Below are 25,362 nucleotides of genomic sequence, written 5' to 3' on the forward strand. Positions count from 1 at the left end.
TCCTTTTGACTATCCCCAGTTTGACTATCCGCAGTGTGGCCCGCTGCGCGCTGTCTGTCAGGTGATTTCTGTCAGGCCGTTTCTGTCAGGCCGTTTCTGGGCTCTTCACAATGTGATCGCTGCAGCCTGCACATTTGCGCACAGCCCCTATGGGCAGACGCGCATTCAAAAACAGTTGGTTTGAACGTGATCGCGGCAGGCGCCACATCGGTGCTGTGACACCCCGACTGGGGCGCACAGACAAAGGTGAAGACACGGCCAGACCGCATCACAGCTCTCTGGCCAGGGATTGAAAGGAAAGATCCATGAACACATTCAAATCACTGCTTGGCGGCCTGGCGCTGGCAACTGCCATGGCGACCTCGGCTCTGTCTGCAGGCGTAGAGCTCAACGCCTCCTCTACCGGCCTTGCCCTGCAGGGCTATGACCCCGTCGCCTATTTCACCGACGGCGCCCCCGCAAAGGGCAGCTATAAGATCACAACACTTTTTAATGACGCGACCTACCGGTTTTCTTCGGAAGAGAACAAAGCCCAGTTTGAGGCCAACCCCGAAGCCTATCTGCCGGCCTATGGCGGCTACTGCGCCTTTGGCGCCGCTATGGGCTTTAAATTCGACGGCGATCCAACCTATTGGAAAATCGTCGACAACCAGCTGTATCTGAACCTGTCGCAGGATATTCAGGCCCGCTGGGAAGGCGACATTCCCGGCTTTGTGCAAAGTGCTGACGCCAACTGGGAAGACATCGCAGATGTCGAGCCCGCCGATCTGCAGCAGTAAACCCGTCGCAGGAATTATTCTGATACGAGACCAAAACCGGCGAGCCTCGGGGCTTCGCCGGTTTTTCAGTCCAGGCCTTGGCGCGTCGCCAGCTCCTCGATGGCCTCAGCCGTACGCTTGGTATTGTGGTAGATCCCCAGAAAAAGATACATCATGCCGCCCATCAGAATAGTGTAGGTGGCACCTGCCGCGAGGACCAGAACAGCATTCAAAAGCCCACCAGTTGGGGCATAAAAGGCGGCGCCGGCGCCGATCAAGACGCCCAAACACAGAAGAAGCACAAAGCCTCCGACAATTTTCTCAAACAGGCCAATAAATGTATCGCGCATTTCAAACTCCCTGATTGTAATCACCATCCAGTGTGCAAGCGTTGCCAGACTATAATCAAGAGAATTACCTTGACTCATCTCGACACAACACTTATTTCTGTCATTACAGAAATTTCAGGATATAGACATGAACCTCACCCCCGCCATGATGAACTTTATCCTGCACTGGGGCGAGATGGGCTCTAAATGGGGGGTGAACCGGTCTGTCGCGCAGATTCATGCCCTGCTGCATATCTCACCGGATGCGATGACGGCGGACGAAATATGCGAAGCACTTACCCTGGCGCGCTCGAATGTGTCCAACGGGCTAAAGGAGTTGCAGGCGCAGGGGCTGGTCAAGGCCTCCCGCCAGCTGGGCGACCGGCGTGATCATTTCACCTCGATCCGCGATATGTTTGATCTGGTTGATGCAGTGATTGCCGCCCGGCGTGAGCGCGAGTTCGCCCCCACCCTGCGCGCCCTGCAAGAGGTGATTGAGGAGGCCGAGAGTGACCAGACCCCCAAGGCCATCAAGGAGCGCATGGGTGAAACCCTGCGGGTGATGCGGATGTTTGACGACTGGTATGTCGACTTCTCCCGTCTGCCGCGCTCGGTACATCTGGCGGTGCTAAAGCTCGGTGCCAGGCTGGTGCGGTTTTTGCCCGGCGGCAAACCCAAGACCTAGTGACATAAGCAAAAAAATTTGGCTGGAGATTTCACAAATGACAGAAATAACCGTATCCAATAAAAGCTTCTTCCCGGAGGCAACTGCCACACGGCAGCTGGTTGACCCCACCGTCTTTGCCCTCGCCATGATTGGTGGCCCGCTCATTGTCGGCGTGCTCGGGGCGCCGCTGCTGCTTATCCCTTCCTTTGCTGCCTTGCTTGGCGGCCCGATCTACCTGGTCGCGGGAGTCCCGGTGATGCTGTTCTACATGTCCCGCAATACTGTCACACCAGACACCTGGGCCTGGCTCGCCTTCGTGACCCATATCGCCCTGTTCGCACCGATCTTTCTGTTCACTGTACTGACCAAAGGCAACCACGACGGAGCCAGTCTGTTCTTTTGGTTCGGAGCCTTCTTTGCCCCCCTCTGGGGCGCTGTCAGCGGCGCCATCTACGGCAAATTCGAACGCGATTTCTACAAACAAACCATCTGACCTTGAAAGGACCACATCATGCTTTTTAACATCAGTCTCTACATCGGCCTCGGCCTTGTCATGGTCACTGCAATGGCGATCATGATCCTGAAGATCGGGGATATGATTGGAAACTGCCCTCAATCCGGCCGCGCCGCCAGGGCTGCGGCCGTCACCATTGCCTGTGGTTATGGGATGATCGGCTTTGGCGGCGTCGCCCTGATCGGATCAGCCCTTCCCATTCTGGAGATGGGTGCTAGCGGCATCCTGCCATGCCTCGGGCTTGCAGCCCTTTGTCTTGGGCTGGGCTTGGGTCATGCCGTCGCAACCCTGCGGGCGGTTGTCCGAGAGGCCCTGCCCCCACCGCTCGCGGCCCCTGCCACTCCCGATCCAGTCGCAAGCGCCGCATAGACCAACATAAGCAAGAAAAAGGGGCGTCTCAGCGGCGCCCCCTTTTGTGTTCGGTCTTTAGTAGCTGTAGTCGGCGTAGATCCGGGTCAGATCGCCACCCCAGTCGCCTTCATAGCGCTCCAGCAGCTCATCTGCCGGCACCTTACCACTGTCCAGACTGTCCTTCAGCGCATTCAGGAAATGCGTCTCATCCGGCACCAAGCCACCGGCACCGGGACGGGCGCGCGCCTTCAGGCCGCTTTCGGAAATCTTTACCACTTCGCGGGCCAGATCGTGCATTTTGATGCCATTGACCTCGGCCTGCAGCCCATCGCGTGAGGCTGCAACACGCAGCCCTTCACGGGTCTCAGCGTCCCAGCCCTTGACCAAATCCCAGGCCGCATCCAGTGCGGATTGATCATAGGTCAGCCCGACCCAGAAGGCCGGCAGCGCACAAAGACGTCGCCAGGGACCACCATCAGCACCGCGCATCTCCATGTATTTCTTGATCCGCGCCTCAGGGAAGGCGGTTGTCAGGTGATCGGCCCAATCAGACAGGGTTGGGGTTTCACCAGGCAGCGCCGGCAGCTTGCCCTGCAGGAAGTCGCGGAACGACATGCCCAGCGCGTTGACATATTCACCATCGCGATAGACAAAATACATCGGCACATCGAGCGCATATTGCACATAGGCCTCAAAGCCAAAGCCCTCGTCAAAAACAAAAGGCAGCATGCCGGTACGGCTGTCATCCAGATGCCGCCAGATCTTGCTGCGCCAGCTTTTGTGGCCGTTTGGCTTGCCCTCAAAGAAGGGCGAGTTGGCAAAAAGGGCTGTCGCCACCGGCTGCAGGGCCAGCGCCACCCGCAGCTTTTGCACCATGTCGGCCTCGGAGCCAAAGTCGATATTGACCTGCACCGTGGTGGTGCGCCGCATCATATCGCGCCCCATAGTGCCCACTTTGGTCATGTAGTCGTTCATCAGACGATAGCGCCCCTTGGGCATCAGGGGCATCTCGTCGTGTTTCCAGATGGGGGCCGCCCCCAGACCGATAAAGCCCACGCCGATCTTGTCGGCGATCTCTTTCACCTCGCGCAGGTGGGTGTTCACCTCGTCGCAGGTCTCGTGGATGGTCTCCAGCGGCGCCCCCGACAGCTCCAGTGCACCGCCCGGCTCCAGGCTCACATTGGCGCCGTCTTTTTCCAACCCGATCAGCTTGCCGCCCTCAAGGACTTCGCCCCAGCCATAGCTGTCGCGCAGCCCCTGCAGAACCGCCACAATCGAGCGCTCCCCCTCAAAGGGCAGCGGCTTTAGCGTGTCTTTGCAATAGCCAAACTTTTCGTGCTCGGTGCCGATGCGCCATGCGTCACGCGGCTTGCAGCCGCTGGCCAGATATTCAGCCAATTGTTCGTGGCGCTCAATGGGTCCGCCGCCGGACTGGGGAATGGACATGCCTGGGCACTCCGTCGTGTTGTTTGCAGTTTTGAGCCGTCAGTCGTGGGCGGAATCGACGCCAGTGTCAATGCAGCCTTTGGTGCGCAGGGCGCAGAGAGGCCCGCTCCCAAATCACGACCTGGTGAGGCCCGTTGCGGCGCAGCTCGCTCAGCATCCGTTCCGTCCTGAGGCCGGGAAGGGCGGCAAAGACATCAAACAGCGCCTCGTGGCCGGCGGCATTCACCGGGATTTCCAGCGGCGCCTGCCCCTCTTGCTCCAGCACCCAATGCGGCGGCTTGGCGGTGTGATCCAGCCGCAGGCGCTGCAGCTCCGAGGTCGCCACAGCCCCACCGGTCAGCGGGCCAAAGTAGGCGATCTGCCCCTCGTCCACCCGCACCACACCGGGGCCATCCGCCCCCAGACGAAAGCGCAGCCGCTGGGCGCCAACGACGGCAATGATCAAGCCGACCATGATCAGGGCCCAGCCGGTGACTTCGGTGACCCCGTAAGAGGTAAAGGCCCATTTCAGCCCCACCAGCAGCATCAGCGCCGCAACAATCAACTCCCGCCAGCGCCAGATGGCAACGCGGGCCTCGGGGCGAATGAAATTCATGGCGGACCTCCGATACGGATTGCAGGGTCAAAATTTACGATACGGTAGCTGCCGATCCTGGAAAAGCCAATCGCCTCATAGGCACGGGCTGCGGCCGGGTTGGCCGCAAACAGCGTCGCCTCGGTGATGCCCGCCTGCTGTGCCTCGGCCAGATGCAGCGCCACGGCGCGGCGGGCATATCCCAAACCGCGCAAATCGGGCGGCGTATAGACGCCACCGACCTGAACGATGGAGGGCAGAGCGGCATTGAAATTGGTCATGGCAACCGGAGCACCGCCCACTTCAAGGATCCGCACGCGATCCGCGATCAGCAATTCCTGCAGGCTTGCGCGGCCATGGGCGCGGGTTTTCCGGCGTGTCCGTCAGACCAAGGGATTCCACCTCTGAGGCCATTCGCCAAGCCCCCAGCAGAGCAAGATCGGCCAGCACTGCCGAACGCAATTGACTGTCGCCCCCGGGCAGCCGGAGGTCTGCCAATTTTACACTGTAATGCGGCTCCACTTCATCCAGTGCAGCCCCAGCGACAGGCAGCTCCAATGCGGCAACCACGGCCTCGACCTGACTGGCCGCACCATTGAGGCCGCGCAGGCGTCGCCCCGAAAGGGCGCGGCGAAGGTGAGAGGCCAGATCAGACGAGAAGGCTGGCGCTTCAAAAACAAAAAAGCCCGCCTTTACATAGCCAAAGACATTCACAATTTCGCCCGCCGCATGACTGTACCAGAGCGTCACGCTTTTGGGGTGTTCCGCGGCCAGCCCCGCCCCCAGACCCGTCCCCAGACCATAGTCCCGCAGATTGCCAGACAGAAACATCGAGGTCGCCACCCGAGGCGCCAGGAAGGCCCGGATTGCAGGCAGATCAGCCTCGGTGGCGCGGTGAAGCATTACCAGTCCCCAAGGCTTTGTTGCCACAGGGTCATGGCGGCAACGGCGGCGGTGTCAGCCCGCAGGATACGCGGCCCTAGGCTGACAACATGGGATTGTGGCAGACCATGCAGGCGCTTGCGCTCGGCGGAAGAAAAGCCGCCCTCAGGGCCGATCAGAATGGCCCAGGGCGCGTCTTTGTGCTCCTGCGCCGCCAGTTGCAGCGCATTGCCCACCTCGGCCTCGTCGCAAAACATCAGCTGGCGCTCGGCGGGCCAGCAGTCCAGAAGACGCGCCAGTTTTTGCAGCTCATCCACCTGCGGCACATAGGTGCCACCGCATTGCTCGGCGGCCTCGACCGCGTGGGCCTGCAGCCGGTCCTGCCGAATGCGTTCAGAATTGGTGTAGTCCGTGCCTACCGGCAGGATACGCATGGCGCCCATCTCGGCGGCTTTTTCGACGATAAAATCAGTGCGGGCCTTTTTGATCGGCGCAAACAACAGCCACAGATCCGGCGGCATCTGCAGCGGTTTACTCTGCGCGACACAGGTGAGGGAGCCGCCGCGTTTACCGGCCTCGCTCACCTCGGCCTGCCATTCGCCATCGACGCCATTGAACAGCGCCACGGCCCCGCCCAGGCGCTGCCGCATCACCCCAAAAAGGTAATGGGCCTGCTCCTTCTCCAGAGGAATGGATTGCCCTGCACCCAGTGGGTGCTCTACATACAGTCTGATTTTTGCACTCATGAGGCCCTACATATGCAAGGTGACGCGCCAAAACCAGATGGGCAGGTCGCATATGCGGTCAAAGGCAACTGGGTTGATCAAATTGCACCAGCCTGGAGCCGCCCCTATCTGCGCCTCAGCCGGGCGGACCGGCCCATTGGCACCTGGCTGTTGCTGATCCCCTGCTGGTGGGGGCTGGCGCTGGCGATCCTGTGGGATGCAAGCCCACGCTGGGAGGACGTCTGGATCGCTGTGGCCTGTGCCCTGGGTGCCTGGTTGATGCGCGGCGCGGGCTGTCCCTGGAACGACATCTCGGATCGCCACTATGACGGCGCGGTCGAGCGCACCCGCTCGCGGCCCATCCCCTCGGGGCAGGTCACAGTCAAAGGCGCGGTGATCTGGATGGTGCTGCAGGCGCTGGTCTCCTTTGTCATCCTGCTCAGCTTTAATCGCATGGCGATCTGGATGGGGATTCTGGCGCTGCTTCCGGTGGCGATCTATCCTTTTGCCAAGCGGTTCACCTGGTGGCCGCAGGTGTTTTTGGGGCTGGCCTTCAACTGGGGCGCTCTCTGGGCCTGGACGGCCCATACCGGCGCGCTGCACTGGCCTGCGGTGGCGCTCTATTTCGCAGGCATCTGCTGGACGCTGTTCTATGACACTATTTATGCGCATCAGGACACCGAGGATGACGCGCTGATCGGCGTGAAATCCACCGCCCGGTTGTTTGGCGCAAACACACCCACCTGGCTGCGGCGCTTCATTGTCGGCACGGTCAGCCTGATGGCGCTGGCGGTCATTCTGGCGCTGGATCTCGCGGACAACTACTGGGCGCTGGGGATTGCGCTGGTCGGCCCCTGGGCGATGGGCTGGCACATGACCTGGCAGTTGCGGATCTTTGACGCCGAGAACAACCCACGTCTGCTGCAGCTGTTTCGCCTCAACCGAGATACCGGCTTGATTCCGCTTATTTTCTTCATTTTGGCCGCGCTGATCTGATTGAACCACAGGGCGCAGACCTATACACAAGAGACAGTTTTTTGCGGGGAATAACCATTCTATGCGTCTGTCATCGCTTTTTGTCCCGACCCTGACCTTTGCTGCGGCAGCAGGCGTCAGCCTGATCGCTGCCAGTTTTGCCGTGACTGCGGTCGAACAAAACAGTGAAACGGCCCTGCGTCGCGCGCTGGATGAAGGTGGCATGGGATGGGCCGAAGTGACCTCTGACGGGCTGCGCGTTCTGTTGCAGGGCACCGCCCCTGACGAGGCTACCCGGTTTGCGGCCATATCGAAGGCAGGGAGCGTTGTTGATGCCGCTCGGGTCATTGATGACATGACGGTTACCCCCTTTGAAGGCATTGCAGCGCCGCGGTTTTCTGCAGAAATACTGCGCAATCACAGTGGCATATCCATAATTGGCCTGATCCCGGCCTCCTCGTCGCGCGCTGAGCTGGTAAAGGCGCTGAACGGGCTGAGCGACGCCGGTCAGGTGGCCGACCTGCTGGAAACGGCCAGATACACCGCCCCCAGGGGCTGGAACGCGGCGATGAAATACGCCATTGCGGCCCTTGAGCTGCTGCCCCGCGCCAAGATTTCGGTGGATGCCGAGACCATCAGGATCACCACAATGGCAAAATCGGCCGCCGCAAAGGAAACCTTGCAAAAGCGCCTGATGCGCATGGCCCCGCCCGAGGTTAATCTGGTGCTGAATATCACTGCCGCCCGGCCGGTGATCACGCCCTTTACCCTGCGGTTTTTGATTGGCGAGAGCGGCGCGCGATTTGATGCCTGCTCTGCCGAAAGCACAGAGAGCCGCGAGCGGATCCTGAATGCTGCCCGCGCTGCTGGGCTGGAGGGGCAGGCTGAATGTGTCATCGGCATGGGCGTGCCTTCGCCCAACTGGGCACAGGCCGCCGCCCAGAGCATCGCCAGCCTCTCCGCCCTTGGCAAAGGCACCGTCACCATTGCAAACGCCGATATCACGCTTTTCGCCGCCGAAGGCACGCCCTCAGAGCTGTTCGACAAGGTTGTGGGCGAGCTGGAAAACGCCCTCCCCGAGGTCTTTGCCCTGCACGCCCTGCTGCCCACCCCCGCGACTGACAGCCCGGCCGGGGCTCCTGAGTTCACGGCGACGCTCTCTCCCGAGGGACAGGTGCAGCTGCGCGGTCGGATCAATGATGCGATTTCACGCGATATCACCAGCAGCTATGCCAAAGCGCGCCTTGGCTCGGCGCAGGTGCACACCGCCACCCGTGTGGTGGCCGATCTGCCCAGCGACTGGCCCCTGCGGGTTCTGGCGGGGCTTGAGGCCCTGTCGCATCTGGAACGCGGCGCGGTCACGGTGACGCCGGACAACCTGCATCTGCGCGGCATGAGCCATAGCGAGGACACGCTGGCCGAGGTGTCGGGGTTTCTGGCCGCCAAGCTGGGCGAAGCGGAGAGCTATGCGCTCGACATCAGCTATGAAGAGCCGCCTGCCCCCAAGGACCAGCCGCTGAGCAGCGAGCTTTGCGCAGCCCAGCTCACGGGGGCCCAGCATGCCAGTGGCAAAATCAGCTTTGAGCCCGGATCAGCCACAGTGGCTGCAGGCAGCAGCACCGTACTGGATCATATCGCCGCCATTCTGGAGCGCTGCGGCCCGATCCGGCTGGAGATCCAGGGCCACACAGACAGCCAGGGGCGCGAAGGCATGAACCAGACGCTTAGTCAATCGCGGGCCCAGTCGATCCTCAACGAGCTACGGGCCCGCCGTATTCGCACGGCGGCCTTCATCGCCACGGGCTATGGCGAAAGCCAGCCGATTGAGAGCAATGACAGCGAAGCGGGGCGCGAAGCCAACCGGCGGATCGAGTTCCGCATGATCCTGCCCGAAACCACATCTGAGGGGGAAACCACCCTCGAAAGTGCCGCCACTGCGGCAGCAAGTGACGCCGCCAGTGAGGACACTGGTAACAACAACGAACAGGAGACTTCAGGGCAATGAGCAGAGCAGAGTTCATCCTCACCACAGCCATCATCCTGTTTGCCGCCTTTGCCATGGGCTGGTTCGCGAACTGGCTGGTGCATCGCTTTACCCGGGTAAGCCAAAGCGATGTCGCCGACCTGGATCGCATGAGCCAGGAGCTGCATGAAGCCGAGGAAACCCGGGATCAGGCAATCACCTACCTGCAGCAGCGCGAAGCAGAGCTGACAAACCAGCTCACCCAAACCCAGGCGGAACTACGGGCCGCCATGGACGGGCTGCGGGATGCCCGCCGCGAGGCAGAAGAGCTACGCAGCCCGTTGAAACAGGAGTGAGGCCCTGGGGTCGACCACGTCCGGACAGCCAAGCAAGAAAAAAAGGGGGGCTCCCGCGCCCTTCCATCGAGCTATGCCCGACGGACAGGCCTTGGGCCCAGCGCCTCGCCTGCGGCGAGGCGCTGGGCCGCCATATTGCAAACGGACATCACAAGGGACGATCACCCACAGACACACGTCCTCAACCTGCGTGAGCGCTCCGCGCAACGCGCGGAGCCGGGCCCAACTGAGCAGGCACATTCTATGAATGTTGCCGAAACAGGGGGGAGAGGTACCTCTCACCGCGTACACTTCGGCTGAAATTGAGGGTTTGCTCGGGAGAGGTGGCTGCGCCCTGCAAAACTGGCTACCAGCGGATCAGAGCATCCTCATCCTCGGACTTGGCAGCCACCCAGTCAGCGGCGCCATCCGCGAGGATTTCTTTCTTCCAGAACGGGGCACGGGACTTCAGGTAGTCCATCAGATACTCAGCCGCCTCAAAGGCATCTTTGCGGTGCCGCGCGGCCGTCGCAACCATCATGATGCGTTCTCCCGGCACCAGCCGACCATAGCGGTGAATGACCAGCGCATCCACCAGAGACCAGCGCGTCATGGCCTCGGCCGCTATGGCCTCCAGTGCCTTTTGCGTCATCGCCGGGTAGTGCTCGATCTCCATCGCGACCAGTCCACCCGCATCAGCGTCCCGCACCACGCCCGTAAAGGTCACAACCGCACCGGCCCCCGCCGCACCCGCCGCAAAAGCGTCACTCTGCCGACCAAGGTCAAAATCTGCGTCCTGCACCAGAACCTTCATGACATTCTCATCCCCCCGTCAGCCATCCGTCATCCACCCGTCATCGGCGGGAAAAAGGCGACTTCACGTACCCCCGCAAGAGAGGCGTCAAAATCCGACAAATCCTGATCAGCGCCACCCGCAAGGCCGATGGGTCGGCAAAAGCCGCCTCGTAGCGCGCGTCACGCGCCTTCAGCTCTTCAACCAGTTCGGCAACCGTGGCGGCACTGGTCTCGACCTGCTCCCGCGGCACACCGATGCGTTCGCGCACCCAGGCAAAATATACAACATCCATCAACGGGTCTCCTTCAGGTGAGGCAGCGCCTTGCGCATGTAATCCGCCCCGGTGATCAGGGTCAAACCGCCGCGATCCACAACAGCCAGAGGCCAATCCTGCCGGTCCAGTACATGCCGTCAAACATCCAGCGCAACCCATTCACGTCTTCCACCTGCCCGCTGAGGATCTCTGAAATCAATGGCTCATCCATGCCAATAGAGGACATCACAAGGTAGTGTTCAAAGATGCCCTGCGAAAACAGCGTCGCAATGGCCACCATCTGCGCCGTGGTCTTCCATTTGGCCAGTTTGGTCACCTTTAGCGTGCCGGCAGTGTCGCCCAGAAACTCACGCAGGCCAGAGACAAAGACTTCGCGAAACAGGATCACCGTGGCCGGCAGGACCAGCCAGGGGGTCCAGTGTTTTGCAGCATAGCCCACCAGGATCATCAGCGCGATCACCACCATGGCCTTGTCCGCGATGGGATCCAGCATAGCACCGATCTTGGTTTCCTGCTTCAAGGTGCGTGCGAGGTAGCCGTCAAACCAGTCGGTTACCGCAGCCCCCACAAACAGGATCAGTGCAAACCAATCCGCCAGCGGGCGCGAAAAATAGAGAAACATAATGGCGAGGCCAGGTGCCGCCAGCAGGCGCACCACGGTCAGGATATTTGGCAGGGTCCATTTCATGCGTCGGACCCTACAATGCGACCTGGAACATAAAAGATGCTAGCAGCATTTTAGCTTCGCGAAAGCACGCCGCGCAAAAATCGCTGCATTTTGGCCCACTATCTGCGTTTTGACCCCTTAAAAAGGACGCAGCCCTCCTGCGCAAAATCACCCATCCAGTCGCTCTGCTGACCGACCAGCGGCAGCAACAGCCAAAACGAACACCGTCAGGCTAAAGAGACCGGCGACGAGACGGGCGACGAGACGGGCTACTAGACGGGCAAAGAGTTGGACGCAGGGTAGGGTTTTCAACCCACTCTACCCCTGCCCTGACCCTGCCCTGACCCTGGCCCAGCCCTGTCTTAGCTCTGGCCTAGCTTTGGCCTAGCTTTGGCCGTGGAAGAAATCATAGATCGTCTCGGCCAGCGCACCTGAAATGCCATCAACCGCCTTTAAATCAAGCAAATCAGCGCGGCTGACCGCCTTGGCACTGCCAAAATGCTTTAGCAGCGCCCGCTTGCGCCCGGCCCCGACACCGGGAACCTCGTCCAGCGGCGTGGCTCCGATGGCTTTGGCCCGTTTGGCCCGGTGGGTGCCAATGGCAAACCGGTGCGCCTCGTCCCGCAGGCGTTGCACGAAATAGAGCACGGGGTCATTGCGCTGCAGGGCAAAGGCATTCTCGCCCAGACGGTGGAACTCTTCCTTGCCGTGGTCGCGGTCCACCCCTTTGGCCACCCCGACCATGGGGATGTCCTGCACGCCGTGCTCTGCCATGATCTCGGCCACCGCAGAGACCTGCCCGGCGCCGCCGTCAATCAGTAACAGATCCGGCCACAGGCCTTTGTCGCGATCCGGGTCTTCCTTTTTCAGCCGCGAGAACCTGCGGTTCAGCACCTCTTTCATCATGCCAAAGTCATCGCCGGGCACCAGATCGTCGCCCCGGATGTTAAATTTGCGATAGGCGCTTTTCATAAACCCCTCTGGCCCCGCCACGATCATGCCCCCAACCGCATTGGTGCCCTGAATATGCGAGTTGTCGTAGACCTCGATCCGCGCCGGTGGCCCCTCCAGCCCAAAGGCCTCAGCGAGGCCTTTCAGCAGCCGGGTTTGCGTCGCACTTTCGGCCATGCGGCGCGCCAGGCTTTCGCGGGCGTTTCTCACCGCACCGGCCACCAGTTCGGTTTTTTCTCCACGCAGCGGCACCACCAGCTCAACCTTGCGGCCCGCCTTGCCGCTGAGGGCTTCTTCCATCAGGTCGGTGTTCTCGATGGCATCCGACAGGATCAATTGCCGGGGCGGCTCTTTGTTGTCGTAGAACTGACCAAGGAACGCCTCCATCACCTCGGCCGGGCTCATATCCGCGTCCACACGCGGGTAGAAATCCTGATTGCCCCAGTTCTGGTTGGCGCGGATGAAAAACACCTGCACGCAGGCCTGACCGCCCTCCATATGCAGCCCGATAATATCGGCCTCGGCGACGCCGCGCGGGTTGATCCCCTGAACGGACTGCACCTGGGTCAGCGCCTTGATACGATCCCGCAGGGCGGCGGCGCGCTCGAACTCCATGGCCTCGGAGGCCTTCATCATCTCCTCGGCCAGCTCTTCCTGAATTTTGGTCGAGCGCCCGGCCAGAAACCGTTCGGCGTCGCGGACCGCCAGACCATAATCCGCCTCGGAAATCTCACCGGTACAGGGCGCCGAGCAGCGCTTGATCTGATACTGCAGACAGGGCCGCGTGCGGCTTTCAAACATCGCGTCGGAACAGTTGCGCAGCAAGAACGCCTTTTGCAGCTGGTTCAATGTCCGGTTCACCGCGCCGGCCCCGGCAAAGGGGCCAAAATAGCTGCCCTTTTGTTTGCGCGCACCGCGATGCTTTTTGATCTGTGCAAAGGCATGATCCTTGGCCACCAGGATACTAGGAAAGCTTTTGTCATCGCGCAGCAGCACGTTGTATTTCGGCTTGAGCTGCTTGATCAGGTTCTGCTCCAGCAGCAGCGCCTCGGTCTCGGTCCGGGTGGTGAGAAACATCATGGTTTCCGTCAGCCGGATCATCCGCTCGATCCGGGGCGAATTGCCGGGCCGGGTATAGTTCGACACCCGCGCCCGCAGATTGCGCGCCTTGCCGACATAGAGCACCCGGCTTTCCCCATCGAGCATGCGATAGACACCCGGAGAGGCGTCCAGCGTTTTCACATAATCCTGGATAACGGCATAGCCGGTTCTGGGCGGTTCGGGCATCTGATCAGTCATAGTATCAGTGATATGATTCCCTGCGCCCGGCTGCAATGACTGCCCCACAGTATCAAGCCCTGAACAAATCCACTGACCATGTGGATAAACCTGAAGATATCTTCGGGCTATCCCCACATTCCCCTTGTTTCAAAGCGAATATTCATCATTGCTTAATTTTTAGGCAAAATCTTAAGTCGCTGAAATTAAACGGAACTTTTTCGTACATCTGTCAAGTTTTTGAAAACAAAGACTCTTTTGTAACAAATCCGTGAATGCGCCCCCCGGGGTGCACAACTTCCCCCGCGTCACCCTGAAAGGCAGCTCAGTCGCCTGCCAGCCCGTCGTTGTGATCCCAGCCGAGGTGCTCACCGCCATCGACACAAATCAGCTGGCCGGTCACCGCCCGCGCCGCCAGAAGGTAGCCAAGCGCTGCGGCAATGTCCTCAGGATCGACGCCACGCTGCAACGGCGTTGCGGCGCGCTGCCTGGCAAACTCTTCGCCGCTTTGATGCTGGTTGGCCAATGTGGGGCCCGGCCCGATGGCATTGACCCGGATCCCCGGGGCCAGCGCCTGGGCTGCGGTCTGGGTCAGTGTCCAAAGCGCTGATTTTGCCAGAGTATAGCTCATAAAATCGGGAGCGAGGTTGCGCACCCGCTGGTCAATATGATCGACCACCAGCCCCCAGGCCAGGGCCTCTCCGGCGTGATCGCGCTGCTGTGCCACCGGCTGCTGCGCCATGGCCTGCGTCAGCAAAAACGGTGCGCGCAGGTTGCTGTCAAAGTGACGGTCCCAGCTCGTGAGGGTGGCGGTTTGCAACAGATCCGGCTCAAAGATCGAGGCGTTGTTCACAAGGCAGGTCACAGGCCCCTGCAGCGCCTCTGCCGCTCTGGGCAACAGCGCCATGCTGGCCTCGGACACCAACAGATCAGCATGCACAGTGACGGCCTTTTGCCCCATCTGGCGGATTTGCGCTGCGACCTCTTCGGCCGCGCCGGCTGAGCTGTGGTAGTGAACCGCAACATCATAGCCATCGCTGGCCAGTTTCAGCGCCATGGCCCGGCCAAGACGCTTGCCTGCCCCCGTTACCAATGCCCGCATCAAAAGCCTCCCACAACCTACGATCCAGCCGTCACGTTCAGAACAGCACCACCAGATATGCGATGTAAAGCCCTGTCAGCACAAAGCCCCAGACCCGCGTGATGTCCTGTTTCAGGAACACAAAAGGTATCAACAGCAGCGAGGCGGCCAGCATCAACCAGAGGTCAAAGCGCAGGAATTCTGGCGCAACCGAAATCGGCCCAACAAAGGTGGCAACACCGATAATGGCCAAAAGGTTGAACATGTTTGAGCCGATGACATTGCCAAGGGCAACATCTGCCTGCCGTCTCAGCGTGGCCATGACTGTGGTGGCGAGCTCTGGCAGGGAGGTGCCAATGGCCACCAGCGTCAGGCCGATCACCGTCTCGCTGATATGGTACATCCGGGCAATGATGGTCGAGTTATCAACCAACAGATCAGCCCCCAGCGGCAGACCAATCAGGCCCAGCCCCAGATAGAGACCAATACGCCAGTAAGGCATGTCTGGGTCTGCCTCATCCAGCCCCTCCAGGTCTTCGTCTGCCACAGCGCCCCACAGCCATTGCGGCGATGGGCACGGGCCTCGCGAAAGGCATTCACCAGGAACAAAGCCAGCGCCGCCAGCAAGATCAGGCCCGACCAGATCGTGAAGGTTCCGCAAAAGGCCAGACCGATAAACAGCACCGTCGCCAAGAGCATAAAGACATAGTTTCTGCGGGTGCTGCACTGGCTGGTATGCAGGGTCGCCATAAGCGCCGGAATACCCAGAACCATCAGGATATTGGCCGTATTCGACCCCACCACGTTGCCCAGCGCAATGCCATCGGCATTGGCATACACGGCGTTGATGGCGATCAACAGCTCGGGGGCCGAGGTGCCGAAGGCCACAATGGTCAGACTGACGATCAGGGCAGGCACGCCCAGCCGCAGCGACAGGTTCACAGCACCACGCACCAGCGCGTCGCCCGCCAAAAGCAGGATCACCAGCCCCAAAGCACAGAGCAGCCATGGCATCATTTACGTGGTCCTTTTAACTTACAGCCGCAGGGGCTCTTGCCGATCTTAAAGCGCCCACAGGAGGGGCAGCGTGCGGACTGCAAACGTTTCTGGCCGGGAAAGGTTAAGTTTTCCGAACATGGCCAAAACAGCGATGGCCACCAAAAACAGGGTCACAATCTTGAATATCACCTCAGAGACCAAACCGCGCGAATGCGGCGCGCTCCTCGATCCCTGCCACCGCATCCTGCGCCAGCTGCACGCCGAAACGGCTCAGGAAGGGCCGCTTGATCCCATAGTTCCGCAGTTTCACCTTGTCGCCGAAACGGGCCTGCAGCGCGGGTTTCAGATGCGCGATGCCATCAATCAGCCCCAGCTCTGTGGCGCGTTTGGCCAGCCAGATCTCGCCGGTGAACAGCTCGTGACTGCCGTCCAGCTTATCGCCGCGCCGTTCGGTGACGTGGTCGATGAAATTCGTATGGATATCGCCCAGCAGCCCCTTGAGCCGCGCAACATCTTCGGGGTCTTCCGCCCGGAAGGGATCCAGCATGGATTTGCTCTCGCCTGCGGTATAGACCCTGCGCTCGACGCCGTAACGCGCCAGCAGCTCCTGGGCGCCAAACCCGGCAGAAATCACCCCGATAGAGCCAATGATAGAACTCGCATCGGCCCAGATCTCATCGGCAGAAACCGCCAGCCAGTAGCCACCCGAGGCAGCCACGTCTTCGACAAAGGCGATGACGGGAATGTCCTTTTCCTGCGCCAGGCGACGAATACGGGCGCCAATCAGCGAGCTTTGCACCGGGGAGCCACCCGGAGAGTTGATCTCCAGCGCAACAGCATCAGGTTTGCCCTTGCTGAAAGCGGCCTCAAGAACAGGTGCCAGCGAGACATCATTCAGGGAGGCGCCGCGCCCGGAGATGCCAATAGCACCAGCGAGACGCACCACAGAGACCAGGGGCGCTTTTTTCACAAAGGGTATACGCAGCATCATGGCGACGATGTAGATCGCCGCAGGAGCTGAAACAAGGGAGGCCGCCTCACAAAACCCGATCCACTCAAAAAGTGAAGAGCCCTGTGTAAATTTGCAACGCTCCCGACCGGGGTCAGGAGCGTTTGCATTAATATCGGTCATTTGACGCAGGCTGTTGCTGCTGCAAAGGGTTAGCCCCTGTTAGGAGCGAATGCGCCAGCCGGTTTTGAAAATCCACCAGATCACCGCAAGGCACAGGGCGGTAAAGACGCCAATTGCCAGCAGGCTGAGGCCCACCGGCACATCCGAGGTGCCAAAGAAGGACCAGCGAAAGCCTGAAATCAGATAGACAACCGGATTGAACAGGGTGATTTTCTGCCAGATCGGCGGCAGCATCGAGATCGAGTAGAACGAGCCCCCCAGAAAGACCAGCGGCGTCACGATCAGCAGCGGCACCAGTTGCAACTGCTCAAAGTTCTTGGCCCAGATGCTGATGATAACCGCATCAGCGCAAAGCTGAGGCAGGTGAGCACCAAAAACAGCACCATGGCCAGGGGGTGCGCGATGGTAATGTCGACAAACAATGTCGAGGTGGCGAGGATCACAACGCCAATGAACAGCGCCTTGGTTGCCGCCGCGCCAACATAGCCCAGCACGATCTCCAGAAAGCTCACAGGGGCTGACAAAAGCTCGTAAATTGTGCCGATGAATTTGGGAAAGTAGATCCCAAAAGAGGCGTTGGAGATGCTTTGGGTCATCACGCTGAGCATGATCAGACCGGGCACGATAAAGGCGCCATAGTTGATGCCGTCCACCTGATCTATCCGGCTGCCGATGGCGGCGCCAAACACCACAAAATACAGCGAGGTCGACAGGACCGGTGACAGGAAACTTTGAAACAGGGTGCGAAAGAACCGCGCCATTTCAAATTGGTAGATCGACCAGATCGCTGTCCAGTTCATGACTTCTCTCCTGAAACGAGACCCAACAAAGATGTCCTCCAGACTGGATTGCCGGGTGGAAACATCCGCTAGCAGCAGCCCTGCCGCTGCCACATCATTCAGCAGGGCGGTAATGCCGGTGCGCTCGGCCTTGGTGTCATAGGTATAGATCAGCGCTGATCCGCCCTCGTTCAGCTCAAGATCATAGGAGGCAAGGCTGGCGGGGATGGCCGGGATTGGTGCATTCAGATGCACACAGAGTTGTTTCTTGCCCAGTTGGGCCATCAGCTCATCTTTGTCTTTGACCAGCAGGATCTGACCATCGGCGATCACGCCAACCCGGTCGGCAATCGCCTCGGCTTCCTCAATGTAATGGGTCGTCAGGATGATGGTGACGCCATTGCTCTTGAGCTCGCGCACCACATCCCACATGTCCTTGCGCAGCTCCACATCAACCCCGGCGGTGGGCTCGTCCAGAAACAACAGGCGCGGCTCATGGGCCAGCGCCTTGGCGATCAGCACCCGGCGTTTCATGCCACCCGACAGCTCTTTAATCTGGTTGTTACGCTTTGTCCCAAAGCGACAGCTTTTTCAGGATATCCTCGATCAGCGCGTCATTCTTTGGCTTGCCAAACAGCCCGCGCGAAAACCGCACCGAGTTGATCACCTTCTCAAAGGGCTCAAGACTGATTTCCTGCGGCACCAACCCGATGAGGGAGCGGGCGGCGCGAAACTCGGTCAGGATATCATGACCACCAACCGTTACGGTGCCAGAGGTCGGAATGATGATACCGCAGACGGTAGAGATCAATGTGGTTTTGCCAGCGCCATTGGGCCCCAACAGCGCCAGGATCTCACCCTGTTCGATGTCGAGAGAGACACCTTTCAGGGCTTCAAAGCCACCCTCATAGGATTTGCGCAGATCAGAAATGGACAGGATCGCCACCATGGGGCCTCCGTTGAAATATCAATACTGGCGCACCCTAGCGACGGGTTGTCGCAGCCACCAGTGAAGCTATGCGCAGACACATGTGCGCCTGCGCAGGGATAGATTTAGAAGGCCAGATGAAGGCCGGACAGGGACAGCGAAAGGCGTCAGCTGCCACCGGTGATCTTTTTGAACCAGCCCTTTTTCTCAGCCGCACCATGTGCCTCCTCACTGCCAGACTCCTCACTGCCAGCCTCCTCAGGGGCTTCCGGCGCCAGATGTGTCTGCAGATTGACAAAGAACTGATCCGCCATCTTTTTGGCAAAGCCATCAATGATCCGGCTGCCAAGCTGGGCCAGCTTGCCGCCGACCTTGGCCTCGACCTCATAGGACAGCAAGGTGCCGGTCCCGGATGCCGCGAGGCCCACCACAGCGCCGCCTTTGGCAAAGCCAGCCGCGCCGCCCTTGCCCTCGCCCGAGATGGTCAGTTTTTCATTCTCCACCAGATCTGACAGCGTGACCTGCCCCTTAAAGCTGGCCTTCACCGGGCCGACCTTTTGCGTGACCTTGGCCTCAAATCCCTCATCCACGCTGCCGGTGACATATTCCGCGCCCGGCACGCAGGCCTTCAGCACCTCGGGGTTCAGCAGCGCTGCATAGACTACGGCTGGCGGGGCGGCGATTTCTTTTTGATCACTCATCTGCATGGCGGCTCTCCTTGAGGCGGGCGGGCGGGATATGGGACAGCTTTTGCGCTCTGCCTCTGAAACCCGCGCCTGTTGCTGGTGTCGGGAACAATCCTGCCTCTAGATCTACCCGACCCGCAAGCCCTCTGCCAAGATGCTTGCTGATGCATCCCCATTCTGATGCCCCCCCATTTTTGAGACGACGCCCAGTGTGCGGTTTGGCTAGTGCTGCGATGGTGCGCCAAAATGTGCCACCACACTGGCAATCACAGCCCTGTCGCGCAGCAGTCGCGTGTGCCCGAGACCTGTGCTCAGCTGCAACCGCGCGCCCGGCCAGCTTTGCGCCAGCTCTTCAACCTCGGCCAGTGGCACGGTGCGGTCCGCACTGTCCTGCAGGATCAGCGCCGGTTGCGTCAACTGACGCGCCAGGTCCGAGGCTTTCAAAGCTGAAAATGGCAGACCATAGCGTGCCTCAATGCGCTGTTGTGCCCTTTGCGCCACCCGTTTTGAGACCCCCAGCTGGCTGGCAAGGCGCTGCATATAGCGTTCCAGATCCGACATTGGCGCCAGCAGCGCGACTTTTTCCGCCCGCATCCCCTGTGTTAGAGCCGCAACGGTCGCCGCCGCCCCATTGGAATGGGCAACCACCCCGGCCAGGCAGCCAAACCGCGCCGCGACCTCCCTGGTCACCTGCAGCATCTCAGGCAACGAGCTGCGCGCGCCCGCCGCCGCACCATGGGCTGGCGCATCAACCGCCACAACGCGGTAGCCCGCCGCCACCAGAGGTGCTGCAAAGCCTCCCATCTGGCCAGCTCTGCCGCCAAAGCCATGCACCAGCAAAATCGTCGCAAGGGGGGCCTCGTCACGGACCCCCGACAGGCAGGGCGCGCTCCGCCATTCGTAGAGCGGCACCTCCTCCCCAGAGGTAAGGCGCATGGGCTGAGCTGTCGCTTGCAGCAGCCAGTCGCGTTCATGGCCTGGCAGTTTTTGCCGTCTCGGCCGGGTAAAGAAATACGCAAAAAGCCAGGCCGCCAGAGCCGGGCTTAGGGCGCTGAGGCCACTGATCGCAAGCGGCACCCCCCGGAACAGGGGACTGCGACGCCTGCGGGTCTGAGGGGCAGGGCTGGGCTGGGCAGTTGGGACAGTCGGGGCAGTTGGAACAGTGACCATAGCGGGCCTCCTTTGAGCATTTGCACCAAACCGCTGCGCCAGAACCCCAGATTTGGGGGTGAGCGGTCAGAATCAAAAGTTAGTTCTAATTTAGAACCTATTATCAGTTCCATTTGAGAACCCTGTCAATCCATGTTAGGACTCACCGGATGAAATGGCATGATCTCACAGACGACGCCTGCCCCCTCGCCCGCGCCATGGGCGTGATCGGAGACCGCTGGACGCTGCTCATACTGCGGGAATGTTTCCTGGGGGTGCGCCGCTTTGACAGCTTCCAAAAGCGCCTTGGCGTGACCCGGCATCTTTTGGCGGAACGGCTAAAACGGCTGGAGACGATGGGGCTGCTGGAACGCCGCCCCTATCAGGAGCGCCCCCTGCGGCACGAATACCGGCTGACCGCATCAGGCAAAGAGTTTGCGCCTGTCTTGCTGGCGATGCAGGATTGGGCGCAGCGCAATCTCCCCAGCCCAGTGCCGACACCGTTTACATTTGTGACACGTGATAGTGGCGAAAAGGTAGATCCGGTACTGACAGACCGACACAGCGGCGCGGAGCTGAACCACCGATCCGTCTTGATGGCCCCCGCCGCCGCTTCGCACGCACAAGATGCGGCGAAAGAGCCCAAAGACCCAGAGTCTCCCAGCGCCGCCCAAGCGCCTTAGGTCACAAAGTTTCTCTAAACAGCAGCGCTCTGCTGCCCGGCGGCCTCTAGCCGCGCTGTCGCGCCAATGGAACGCAACCGCGCCGCGCGACAGCGCGGCGCCCGGCCCAAAGTCTGGGAGGGCATCTGTGATGCAGTCTCAGAGGGCGGGGGCCCCGCGGCTCACGAAGAGGCCCACGCCCTGCGCATCAATACGGCAGGCCAACATAGTTATCCGCCATCGAGGCCTGCGCCGCCTCTGACGAGAACAGATACTCCAGATCCGCACATTGCAACCGCAGGTCCGCGTCACTCATATCCGGGAACCGGTGCAGCAGATTGGTCATCCACCAGCTAAACCGTTCCGCCTTCCAGACCCGCGCCAGGGCCTTTTGCGAATAGCTGTCCAACCCGGCGCTGTCGCCGTTTTGGTAGTGGTCCAGCAAGCCATGATAAAGATAGTAGATATCGGACGCCGCCGAGTTCAGCCCCTTGGCCCCCGTTGGCGGCACGATATGCGCCGCATCGCCCGCAAGGAACAGCTGGCCATAGCGCATTGGCTCCGCCACAAAACTGCGCAGCGGGGCGATGGATTTCTCAATCGACGCCCCGGTCTGCAGACCTGCTGCGACCTCCTCAGGCAGGCGCGCCTTCAGCTCCGCCCAAAAGGCCTCGTCCGACCAGTCTTCGACCTTATCCGTCAGAGGCACCTGAATATAGTAGCGGCTGAGAACCTGACTGCGCATAGAGCACAGCGCAAATCCGCGCTCATGGCGGGCATAGATCAGCTCCGGCGAGGCGGGCTTTGTCTCTGACAACACTCCGAGCCAGCCAAAGGGATAGACCTTTTCATACTCTCGCAGCACATCTGCCGGAATTGATTTGCGGCTGACGCCGTGGAACCCATCCGCGCCAACAATGAAATCGCAGTTTACACGGTGTTCAACCCCATCAAGCTCATAGGCCACAAACGGTTTTTCCGACTTCAGATCATGCGGCTGCACCTTGTCTGCCTGATGGATCACCACGCCGCCCATGGCTTCGCGCGCCTCATACAAATCCCGCGTCACCTCGGTCTGGCCATAAACCATCACCGTGGCCCCATCGGCCGAGGCCGCCAGATCGATCCGGTCCATCCGCCCCTGATGCGCCAGATAGACGCCATGATGCACCTCGCCCTCGGCCTCCATCCGCGCGCAACAGCCCGCTTCGCGCATCAGCTCAACAAAGCCGCGCTCCAGCACACCGGCCCGGATCCGGCCCAGAACATAGTCCCGCGTCTGGCGTTCCAGAACCACGCTATCGATTCCGCGACGGTGCAAAAGCTGCGACAACAACAGCCCCGAAGGACCGCCGCCAATAATGGCTACTTGAGTGGTTTTTGGCGTGGCTGCTTGCGACATCTATACGTCTCCCTGAACATGTGACCGGGCCCTGAGGTCTCGAATTTGATTTGAATATGCAGATCAAACATCACTTTGCGAATGGACTGAGCGCGCAACCTCTTGTACAATTCACACATGACATCGACCTCTGATATCCGCAGCTACAACCTGTTTGGCGAAACCGCTGAACTGGCGGATGTGTTGCATGTGGAGACCATTCGCTCCCGCTCAGCGCTGCACGACTGGCGGCTAAAGGCGCATCGTCACGCACGGCTGCACCAATTGCTGTTTCTGACCAAAGGCAGCGGTCAGGCAGAGATAGACGGTGTGGCGCAGCCGATCCCAACCGATAGTTTTGTCAATATTCCGCGCGGCGTAGTGCATGGCTACGATTTTGCCCCCGAGACACGCGGCTGGGTCGTCACGCTGACCTCAGATCTGCTGGATCACTGCATTCATGAGAGCGAAGGCGTGCGGGCTCCGCTGGAACGCCCGATGGTTCTGCCGCTGCCGCCAGAGCTGCGCGGCCTCGCAGAGCATTTGTTTTGCGAATACCACGAACAAAGCTTTGGCCGCGCCCAGGTCCTGCGCTCTTTGGCAGGGGCTCTTATGGCGCTTGCAGCCCGCAGTATTTTTGAGGCCGACAACGCCAATCAGATGCTGGCAGGCAACCCGTTGTTCACCCGCTTTGAAGAGATGATCGAGCGCGACTTTCGCAAACGTCGCCCGCTGACCGAATACGCCCGTGACCTGGCGATCTCTCCCACCCATCTGAACCGGATCACCCATCAGTCATCGGGTCAGGCCGCCTCGCAGCTGATCAACGAACGCATGCTGCGTGAGGCCCGCCGGATGTTGATCTACACCAACCTGACGGCAGCGCAGATCGCCTATGATCTGGGCTTTTCCGACCCCGCACATTTTAGCCGGGTCTTTGCCAAAGGCACCGGCACGCCGCCAAAACTGTTCCGTCAAAAAGTGGCCGAGACCAAGTGACCAAAGCGTAAGGGCCGCGCCAGTCTAGCCCGCAGCCCCGCCCACAGCTGCATCCTGCTCATTCTGCGCCGCTGCATCCTGTGCAACCGTCATGCCCGAAAACATCAGCTGAAGATATTGCTCGGCAATCACCTCTTGCGGCACCGGAGAGTCGACCCGATTCCAGTGCGGAATCCAATTCAGCGCGCCAAACACCGCCGCCGTCACCAGCCGCGGGTCGCACGGGCGCAGACTGCCCTCCTGCATGCCCATGGCAATCAGGCTGCGCAACTGAAAATCCACCTCTGCCTTGCTGGCACGCAGCGCGCTGCGGCGCGCCGGCGAAAGACTTTGTTCCCGCACCATGGCGATTGTCGCCCCCAGATCGGTCGAGACCCAGGCGCAGTAGCCCCGGATAAGCAGGGCAATGCGATCCACCACTGGCAGGCTCTCATCCTGGCTCTGCGCCATCACTTCGCCAAGAACCTCCAGCCCCAAAAGATGGCAGCCAAACAGAATATCTTCTTTGCTTTCAACATAATAATAGATCGTGCGCTTGGTGATTTTCAGCGCAGCGGCAATCTCGTCCAGCGAGGTTTGCTCGTAGCCCTGATCATTGAACAACCTGGCTCCGGCCTGCAGAACAGCACGCCGCTTCGCCTCACGTTTGGCATCCCGGCCCGTGCCCGCTGTGTCAGTGCCCGCTGTGGTCCAGCTCTTGTTGCCCATGCTCTGATTACGCCCTCAACACTGCGCCCGCCTCTGTCTGTTTCGTCAGATGACGCGCGGTAATTACACTCATCAGTTACAGGGTTGTTGACCTTTTGGCCAGCCCCGGCAAAAGTAACCCACAAGTGTAAATTCACCACAGGCAGGCGCTGCATCCACGCGCTGCAGCTAAGGAGAGAGCCAATGACATCAGAGGTACTGGTTGCCGGAGTGGGCATGACCAAATTTGCCAAGCCCGGCCAGAATGAGCCCTATACCGAGATGGGCGCCAAGGCCCTGCGTGATGCCCTTGCCGATGCCGGGCTGCCCTATGACGCGGTACAGCAGGCCTATGCCGGCTATGTCTACGGCGACAGCACCTGCGGTCAGGCGGTCCTTTACAAGGTGGGCATGACCGGCATTCCGGTGATGAATGTGAACAACAACTGTTCGACCGGCTCGACCGCGCTGTTCATGGCACGCCAGGCGGTACAGTCCGGCGCGGTGGATGTGGCGCTGGCGCTGGGGTTTGAACATATGCAGCCCGGCGCGCTGACCTCGCCCTGGACCGATCGCCCCAGCCCCTTTGATGCCTTTGATGCCGAGACCGATGATCTGGTTGGCCGTCCTGAAATTCCGCTGGCGCTGCGCTATTTTGGCGGCGCCGGTAAATCGCACATGGAGAAACACGGCTCCAGCATGACCGATCTGGCCCGCATCCGTGCCAAGGCCAGCCGCCACGCGGTCAACAACCCGCTGGCGCTGTTCCGTCAGGAGCTCACGCCCGAAGACGTGCTGCAAAGCCCGATGATCTGGGAGGGTGTCATGACCCGCCTGATGGCCTGCCCCCCTACCTGTGGGGCTGCCGCCGCCATTGTGGTCAGCGAGGCCTATGCCAAAAAACACGGTCTAAATCAGGCCGTGCGCATCAAGGGACAGGCGATGACCACCGACTATGCCTCAACCTTTGAGGCGCACGACATGATGCAGCTGGTGGGATATGATATGACCGCCGCCGCCGCAGCGCAAATTCAGGAGCAGACCGGCATCAGTATCGACGACGTCGATGTGGTCGAGCTGCACGACTGTTTCGCCCACAACGAGATGATCACCTATGAGGGTCTTGGCCTCTGCCCCGAGGGCGGCGCCAGCAAATTCATCGCCGAGGGCGACAATACCTATGGCGGCAAATATGTCGCCAACCCCTCGGGCGGACTGTTGTCCAAGGGGCACCCGCTGGGGGCCACTGGCCTTGCGCAATGCTACGAGCTGACGCGGCAGCTGCGCGGCACCGCAGGCCCCACTCAGGTAGAGGGGGCGCGCACCGCGCTGCAGCATAACCTCGGCCTTGGCGGCGCCTGCGTCGTCACGCTCTACCAAGCCGCCTGAGGGGG

24 protein-coding genes and 5 pseudogenes are annotated in these 25,362 nt (G+C 60.5%); 10 read left to right on the plus strand and 19 right to left on the minus strand.

Annotation, left to right across the window (positions count from 1 at the left end):
* The first annotated feature begins 305 nt into the window (after window positions 1–305).
* Window positions 306–779, plus strand: a complete 474-nt coding sequence (locus B4968_RS16615) for a YHS domain-containing (seleno)protein (RefSeq protein WP_083100555.1) — start codon at window positions 306–308, stop codon at window positions 777–779.
* 65 nt (window positions 780–844) lie between these two features.
* Here the strand turns inward: B4968_RS16615 and B4968_RS16620 are convergent, their stop codons facing one another.
* Entirely contained in the window at window positions 845–1,108 is a 264-nt protein-coding gene (locus B4968_RS16620) for a hypothetical protein (RefSeq protein ID WP_083100620.1), read from the minus strand.
* A 127-nt stretch (window positions 1,109–1,235) separates the two neighbouring features.
* Here B4968_RS16620 and B4968_RS16625 point away from each other — a divergent pair, with 127 nt between their 5' ends.
* Genes B4968_RS16625 through B4968_RS16635 form a run of 3 tightly spaced genes read left to right on the plus strand, consistent with a single transcriptional unit; the run spans window position 1,236 to window position 2,637 of the window.
* Window positions 1,236–1,772 carry a GbsR/MarR family transcriptional regulator gene (locus tag B4968_RS16625; protein WP_241525812.1) on the plus strand — a complete coding sequence of 179 codons (537 nt, stop codon included), beginning with the start codon at window positions 1,236–1,238 and terminating at the stop codon, window positions 1,770–1,772.
* Between the two features lie 37 nt (window positions 1,773–1,809).
* Window positions 1,810–2,247 (plus strand): hypothetical protein, encoded by a 438-nt coding sequence (locus tag B4968_RS16630; RefSeq protein WP_083100556.1) that lies wholly within the window; start codon window positions 1,810–1,812, stop codon window positions 2,245–2,247.
* A gap of 18 nt (window positions 2,248–2,265) precedes the next feature.
* Window positions 2,266–2,637 carry a hypothetical protein gene (locus tag B4968_RS16635; RefSeq protein WP_083100557.1) on the plus strand — a complete coding sequence of 124 codons (372 nt, stop codon included), beginning with the start codon at window positions 2,266–2,268 and terminating at the stop codon, window positions 2,635–2,637.
* 57 nt (window positions 2,638–2,694) lie between these two features.
* Here B4968_RS16635 and B4968_RS16640 read toward each other — a convergent pair whose 3' ends face one another.
* From B4968_RS16640 to B4968_RS16660, 5 genes are all read right to left on the minus strand, one after another.
* Window positions 2,695–4,065 carry a glutamate--cysteine ligase gene (locus B4968_RS16640; RefSeq protein ID WP_083100558.1) on the minus strand — a complete coding sequence of 457 codons (1,371 nt, stop codon included), beginning with the start codon at window positions 4,063–4,065 and terminating at the stop codon, window positions 2,695–2,697.
* A 67-nt stretch (window positions 4,066–4,132) separates the two neighbouring features.
* Window positions 4,133–4,660 carry a hypothetical protein gene (locus B4968_RS16645; RefSeq protein ID WP_083100559.1) on the minus strand — a complete coding sequence of 176 codons (528 nt, stop codon included), beginning with the start codon at window positions 4,658–4,660 and terminating at the stop codon, window positions 4,133–4,135.
* Window positions 4,657–4,956, minus strand: coding sequence for a GNAT family N-acetyltransferase (locus B4968_RS16650; RefSeq protein WP_139792875.1), 300 nt, complete (start codon window positions 4,954–4,956; stop codon window positions 4,657–4,659). Before B4968_RS16650 ends, B4968_RS16645 begins: the two co-directional genes overlap by 4 nt.
* Window positions 4,943–5,542, minus strand: coding sequence for a hypothetical protein (locus B4968_RS16655; RefSeq protein ID WP_083100561.1), 600 nt, complete (start codon window positions 5,540–5,542; stop codon window positions 4,943–4,945). The genes B4968_RS16650 and B4968_RS16655 overlap by 14 nt, the downstream gene beginning before the upstream one ends.
* Window positions 5,542–6,267, minus strand: a complete 726-nt coding sequence (locus tag B4968_RS16660; RefSeq protein WP_083100562.1) for a 16S rRNA (uracil(1498)-N(3))-methyltransferase — start codon at window positions 6,265–6,267, stop codon at window positions 5,542–5,544. Before B4968_RS16660 ends, B4968_RS16655 begins: the two co-directional genes overlap by 1 nt.
* 12 nt (window positions 6,268–6,279) lie before the next feature.
* On the opposite strand from B4968_RS16660, the gene ubiA reads away from it, so the two are divergent.
* The 3 genes from ubiA to B4968_RS16675 all read left to right on the plus strand — a co-directional run bounded on the left by ubiA (window position 6,280) and on the right by B4968_RS16675 (window position 9,540).
* Window positions 6,280–7,242, plus strand: a complete 963-nt coding sequence (gene ubiA / locus B4968_RS16665) for a 4-hydroxybenzoate octaprenyltransferase (RefSeq protein WP_083100563.1) — start codon at window positions 6,280–6,282, stop codon at window positions 7,240–7,242.
* Window positions 7,243–7,303: 61 nt separating this feature from the next.
* A complete protein-coding gene (locus B4968_RS16670; protein WP_083100564.1) occupies window positions 7,304–9,226 on the plus strand; it encodes an OmpA family protein in 1,923 nt (640 codons plus the stop codon).
* Window positions 9,223–9,540: a hypothetical protein gene (locus tag B4968_RS16675; RefSeq protein ID WP_083100565.1), complete on the plus strand. Its 318-nt coding sequence runs from the start codon at window positions 9,223–9,225 to the stop codon at window positions 9,538–9,540. Before B4968_RS16670 ends, B4968_RS16675 begins: the two co-directional genes overlap by 4 nt.
* Window positions 9,541–9,886: 346 nt before the next feature.
* Here B4968_RS16675 and B4968_RS16680 read toward each other — a convergent pair whose 3' ends face one another.
* The 11 genes and pseudogenes from B4968_RS16680 to B4968_RS16730 all read right to left on the minus strand — a co-directional run bounded on the left by B4968_RS16680 (window position 9,887) and on the right by B4968_RS16730 (window position 20,260).
* Window positions 9,887–10,333, minus strand: a complete 447-nt coding sequence (locus B4968_RS16680) for a molybdenum cofactor biosynthesis protein MoaE (protein ID WP_083100566.1) — start codon at window positions 10,331–10,333, stop codon at window positions 9,887–9,889.
* A gap of 29 nt (window positions 10,334–10,362) precedes the next feature.
* Window positions 10,363–10,607 (minus strand): annotated as a pseudogene (gene moaD, locus B4968_RS16685) (molybdopterin converting factor subunit 1).
* Window positions 10,607–11,277: pseudogene (gene pgsA / locus B4968_RS16690) on the minus strand (CDP-diacylglycerol--glycerol-3-phosphate 3-phosphatidyltransferase). Before pgsA ends, moaD begins: the two co-directional pseudogenes overlap by 1 nt.
* 363 nt (window positions 11,278–11,640) lie before the next feature.
* A complete protein-coding gene (gene uvrC, locus B4968_RS16695) occupies window positions 11,641–13,494 on the minus strand; it encodes an excinuclease ABC subunit UvrC (RefSeq protein WP_241525813.1) in 1,854 nt (617 codons plus the stop codon).
* A 316-nt stretch (window positions 13,495–13,810) separates the two neighbouring features.
* Window positions 13,811–14,587: an SDR family oxidoreductase gene (locus tag B4968_RS16700; RefSeq protein WP_083100622.1), complete on the minus strand. Its 777-nt coding sequence runs from the start codon at window positions 14,585–14,587 to the stop codon at window positions 13,811–13,813.
* 37 nt (window positions 14,588–14,624) lie between these two features.
* A pseudogene (locus B4968_RS16705) lies at window positions 14,625–15,583 on the minus strand (calcium/sodium antiporter).
* Between the two features lie 172 nt (window positions 15,584–15,755).
* On the minus strand, window positions 15,756–16,556 hold the full coding sequence (locus B4968_RS16710; protein WP_083100623.1) for a S49 family peptidase: 801 nt from the start codon (window positions 16,554–16,556) through the stop codon (window positions 15,756–15,758).
* 180 nt (window positions 16,557–16,736) lie between these two features.
* Window positions 16,737–17,497, minus strand: a pseudogene (locus B4968_RS16715) (ABC transporter permease).
* Window positions 17,494–18,425 (minus strand): annotated as a pseudogene (locus B4968_RS16720) (ABC transporter ATP-binding protein). Before B4968_RS16720 ends, B4968_RS16715 begins: the two co-directional pseudogenes overlap by 4 nt.
* Before the next feature lie 146 nt (window positions 18,426–18,571).
* A complete protein-coding gene (locus B4968_RS16725) occupies window positions 18,572–19,111 on the minus strand; it encodes an SRPBCC family protein (RefSeq protein ID WP_083100568.1) in 540 nt (179 codons plus the stop codon).
* Between the two features lie 201 nt (window positions 19,112–19,312).
* On the minus strand, window positions 19,313–20,260 hold the full coding sequence (locus tag B4968_RS16730; protein ID WP_083100569.1) for an alpha/beta hydrolase: 948 nt from the start codon (window positions 20,258–20,260) through the stop codon (window positions 19,313–19,315).
* 149 nt (window positions 20,261–20,409) lie between these two features.
* On the opposite strand from B4968_RS16730, the gene B4968_RS16735 reads away from it, so the two are divergent.
* Complete coding sequence (locus B4968_RS16735; protein WP_083100570.1) at window positions 20,410–20,922, plus strand: winged helix-turn-helix transcriptional regulator; 513 nt, start codon at window positions 20,410–20,412, stop codon at window positions 20,920–20,922.
* 187 nt (window positions 20,923–21,109) lie between these two features.
* Here B4968_RS16735 and pobA read toward each other — a convergent pair whose 3' ends face one another.
* Complete coding sequence (gene pobA, locus B4968_RS16740) at window positions 21,110–22,303, minus strand: 4-hydroxybenzoate 3-monooxygenase (protein WP_083100571.1); 1,194 nt, start codon at window positions 22,301–22,303, stop codon at window positions 21,110–21,112.
* Window positions 22,304–22,420: 117 nt separating this feature from the next.
* Between pobA and B4968_RS16745 the strand changes: the two genes are divergently transcribed.
* Window positions 22,421–23,281 carry a helix-turn-helix domain-containing protein gene (locus tag B4968_RS16745; RefSeq protein ID WP_083100572.1) on the plus strand — a complete coding sequence of 287 codons (861 nt, stop codon included), beginning with the start codon at window positions 22,421–22,423 and terminating at the stop codon, window positions 23,279–23,281.
* Between the two features lie 24 nt (window positions 23,282–23,305).
* Here the strand turns inward: B4968_RS16745 and B4968_RS16750 are convergent, their stop codons facing one another.
* Window positions 23,306–23,989 carry a TetR/AcrR family transcriptional regulator gene (locus B4968_RS16750; protein ID WP_083100573.1) on the minus strand — a complete coding sequence of 228 codons (684 nt, stop codon included), beginning with the start codon at window positions 23,987–23,989 and terminating at the stop codon, window positions 23,306–23,308.
* Between the two features lie 183 nt (window positions 23,990–24,172).
* On the opposite strand from B4968_RS16750, the gene B4968_RS16755 reads away from it, so the two are divergent.
* Window positions 24,173–25,357, plus strand: coding sequence for a lipid-transfer protein (locus tag B4968_RS16755; RefSeq protein WP_083100574.1), 1,185 nt, complete (start codon window positions 24,173–24,175; stop codon window positions 25,355–25,357).
* The last annotated feature ends 5 nt before the right edge of the window (window positions 25,358–25,362 follow it).

It is taken from the genome of Pseudophaeobacter leonis, from assembly GCF_002087335.1.
Classification (GTDB): Bacteria; Pseudomonadota; Alphaproteobacteria; order Rhodobacterales; family Rhodobacteraceae; genus Pseudophaeobacter; species Pseudophaeobacter leonis.

Excerpts from the sequence above, each read along its gene's own strand:
- B4968_RS16680 (WP_083100566.1), bottom strand. The coding sequence starts at position 10,333 with ATGAAGGTTCTGGTGCAGGACGCAGATTTTGACCTTGGTCGGCAGAGT.
- B4968_RS16620 (WP_083100620.1), bottom strand. The coding sequence starts at position 1,108 with ATGCGCGATACATTTATTGGCCTGTTTGAGAAAATTGTCGGAGGCTTT.
- B4968_RS16640 (WP_083100558.1), bottom strand. The coding sequence starts at position 4,065 with ATGTCCATTCCCCAGTCCGGCGGCGGACCCATTGAGCGCCACGAACAA.
- B4968_RS16710 (WP_083100623.1), bottom strand. The coding sequence starts at position 16,556 with ATGATGCTGCGTATACCCTTTGTGAAAAAAGCGCCCCTGGTCTCTGTG.
- B4968_RS16660 (WP_083100562.1), bottom strand. The coding sequence starts at position 6,267 with ATGAGTGCAAAAATCAGACTGTATGTAGAGCACCCACTGGGTGCAGGG.
- B4968_RS16750 (WP_083100573.1), bottom strand. The coding sequence starts at position 23,989 with ATGGGCAACAAGAGCTGGACCACAGCGGGCACTGACACAGCGGGCACG.
- B4968_RS16645 (WP_083100559.1), bottom strand. The coding sequence starts at position 4,660 with ATGAATTTCATTCGCCCCGAGGCCCGCGTTGCCATCTGGCGCTGGCGG.
- B4968_RS16635 (WP_083100557.1), top strand. The coding sequence starts at position 2,266 with ATGCTTTTTAACATCAGTCTCTACATCGGCCTCGGCCTTGTCATGGTC.
- B4968_RS16735 (WP_083100570.1), top strand. The coding sequence starts at position 20,410 with ATGAAATGGCATGATCTCACAGACGACGCCTGCCCCCTCGCCCGCGCC.
- B4968_RS16630 (WP_083100556.1), top strand. The coding sequence starts at position 1,810 with ATGACAGAAATAACCGTATCCAATAAAAGCTTCTTCCCGGAGGCAACT.
- B4968_RS16655 (WP_083100561.1), bottom strand. The coding sequence starts at position 5,542 with ATGCTTCACCGCGCCACCGAGGCTGATCTGCCTGCAATCCGGGCCTTC.
- ubiA (WP_083100563.1), top strand. The coding sequence starts at position 6,280 with ATGCAAGGTGACGCGCCAAAACCAGATGGGCAGGTCGCATATGCGGTC.
- B4968_RS16675 (WP_083100565.1), top strand. The coding sequence starts at position 9,223 with ATGAGCAGAGCAGAGTTCATCCTCACCACAGCCATCATCCTGTTTGCC.
- B4968_RS16730 (WP_083100569.1), bottom strand. The coding sequence starts at position 20,260 with ATGGTCACTGTTCCAACTGCCCCGACTGTCCCAACTGCCCAGCCCAGC.
- B4968_RS16670 (WP_083100564.1), top strand. The coding sequence starts at position 7,304 with ATGCGTCTGTCATCGCTTTTTGTCCCGACCCTGACCTTTGCTGCGGCA.
- B4968_RS16700 (WP_083100622.1), bottom strand. The coding sequence starts at position 14,587 with ATGCGGGCATTGGTAACGGGGGCAGGCAAGCGTCTTGGCCGGGCCATG.
- B4968_RS16745 (WP_083100572.1), top strand. The coding sequence starts at position 22,421 with ATGACATCGACCTCTGATATCCGCAGCTACAACCTGTTTGGCGAAACC.
- B4968_RS16755 (WP_083100574.1), top strand. The coding sequence starts at position 24,173 with ATGACATCAGAGGTACTGGTTGCCGGAGTGGGCATGACCAAATTTGCC.
- pobA (WP_083100571.1), bottom strand. The coding sequence starts at position 22,303 with ATGTCGCAAGCAGCCACGCCAAAAACCACTCAAGTAGCCATTATTGGC.
- B4968_RS16615 (WP_083100555.1), top strand. The coding sequence starts at position 306 with ATGAACACATTCAAATCACTGCTTGGCGGCCTGGCGCTGGCAACTGCC.
- B4968_RS16725 (WP_083100568.1), bottom strand. The coding sequence starts at position 19,111 with ATGCAGATGAGTGATCAAAAAGAAATCGCCGCCCCGCCAGCCGTAGTC.
- B4968_RS16625 (WP_241525812.1), top strand. The coding sequence starts at position 1,236 with ATGAACCTCACCCCCGCCATGATGAACTTTATCCTGCACTGGGGCGAG.
- uvrC (WP_241525813.1), bottom strand. The coding sequence starts at position 13,494 with ATGCCCGAACCGCCCAGAACCGGCTATGCCGTTATCCAGGATTATGTG.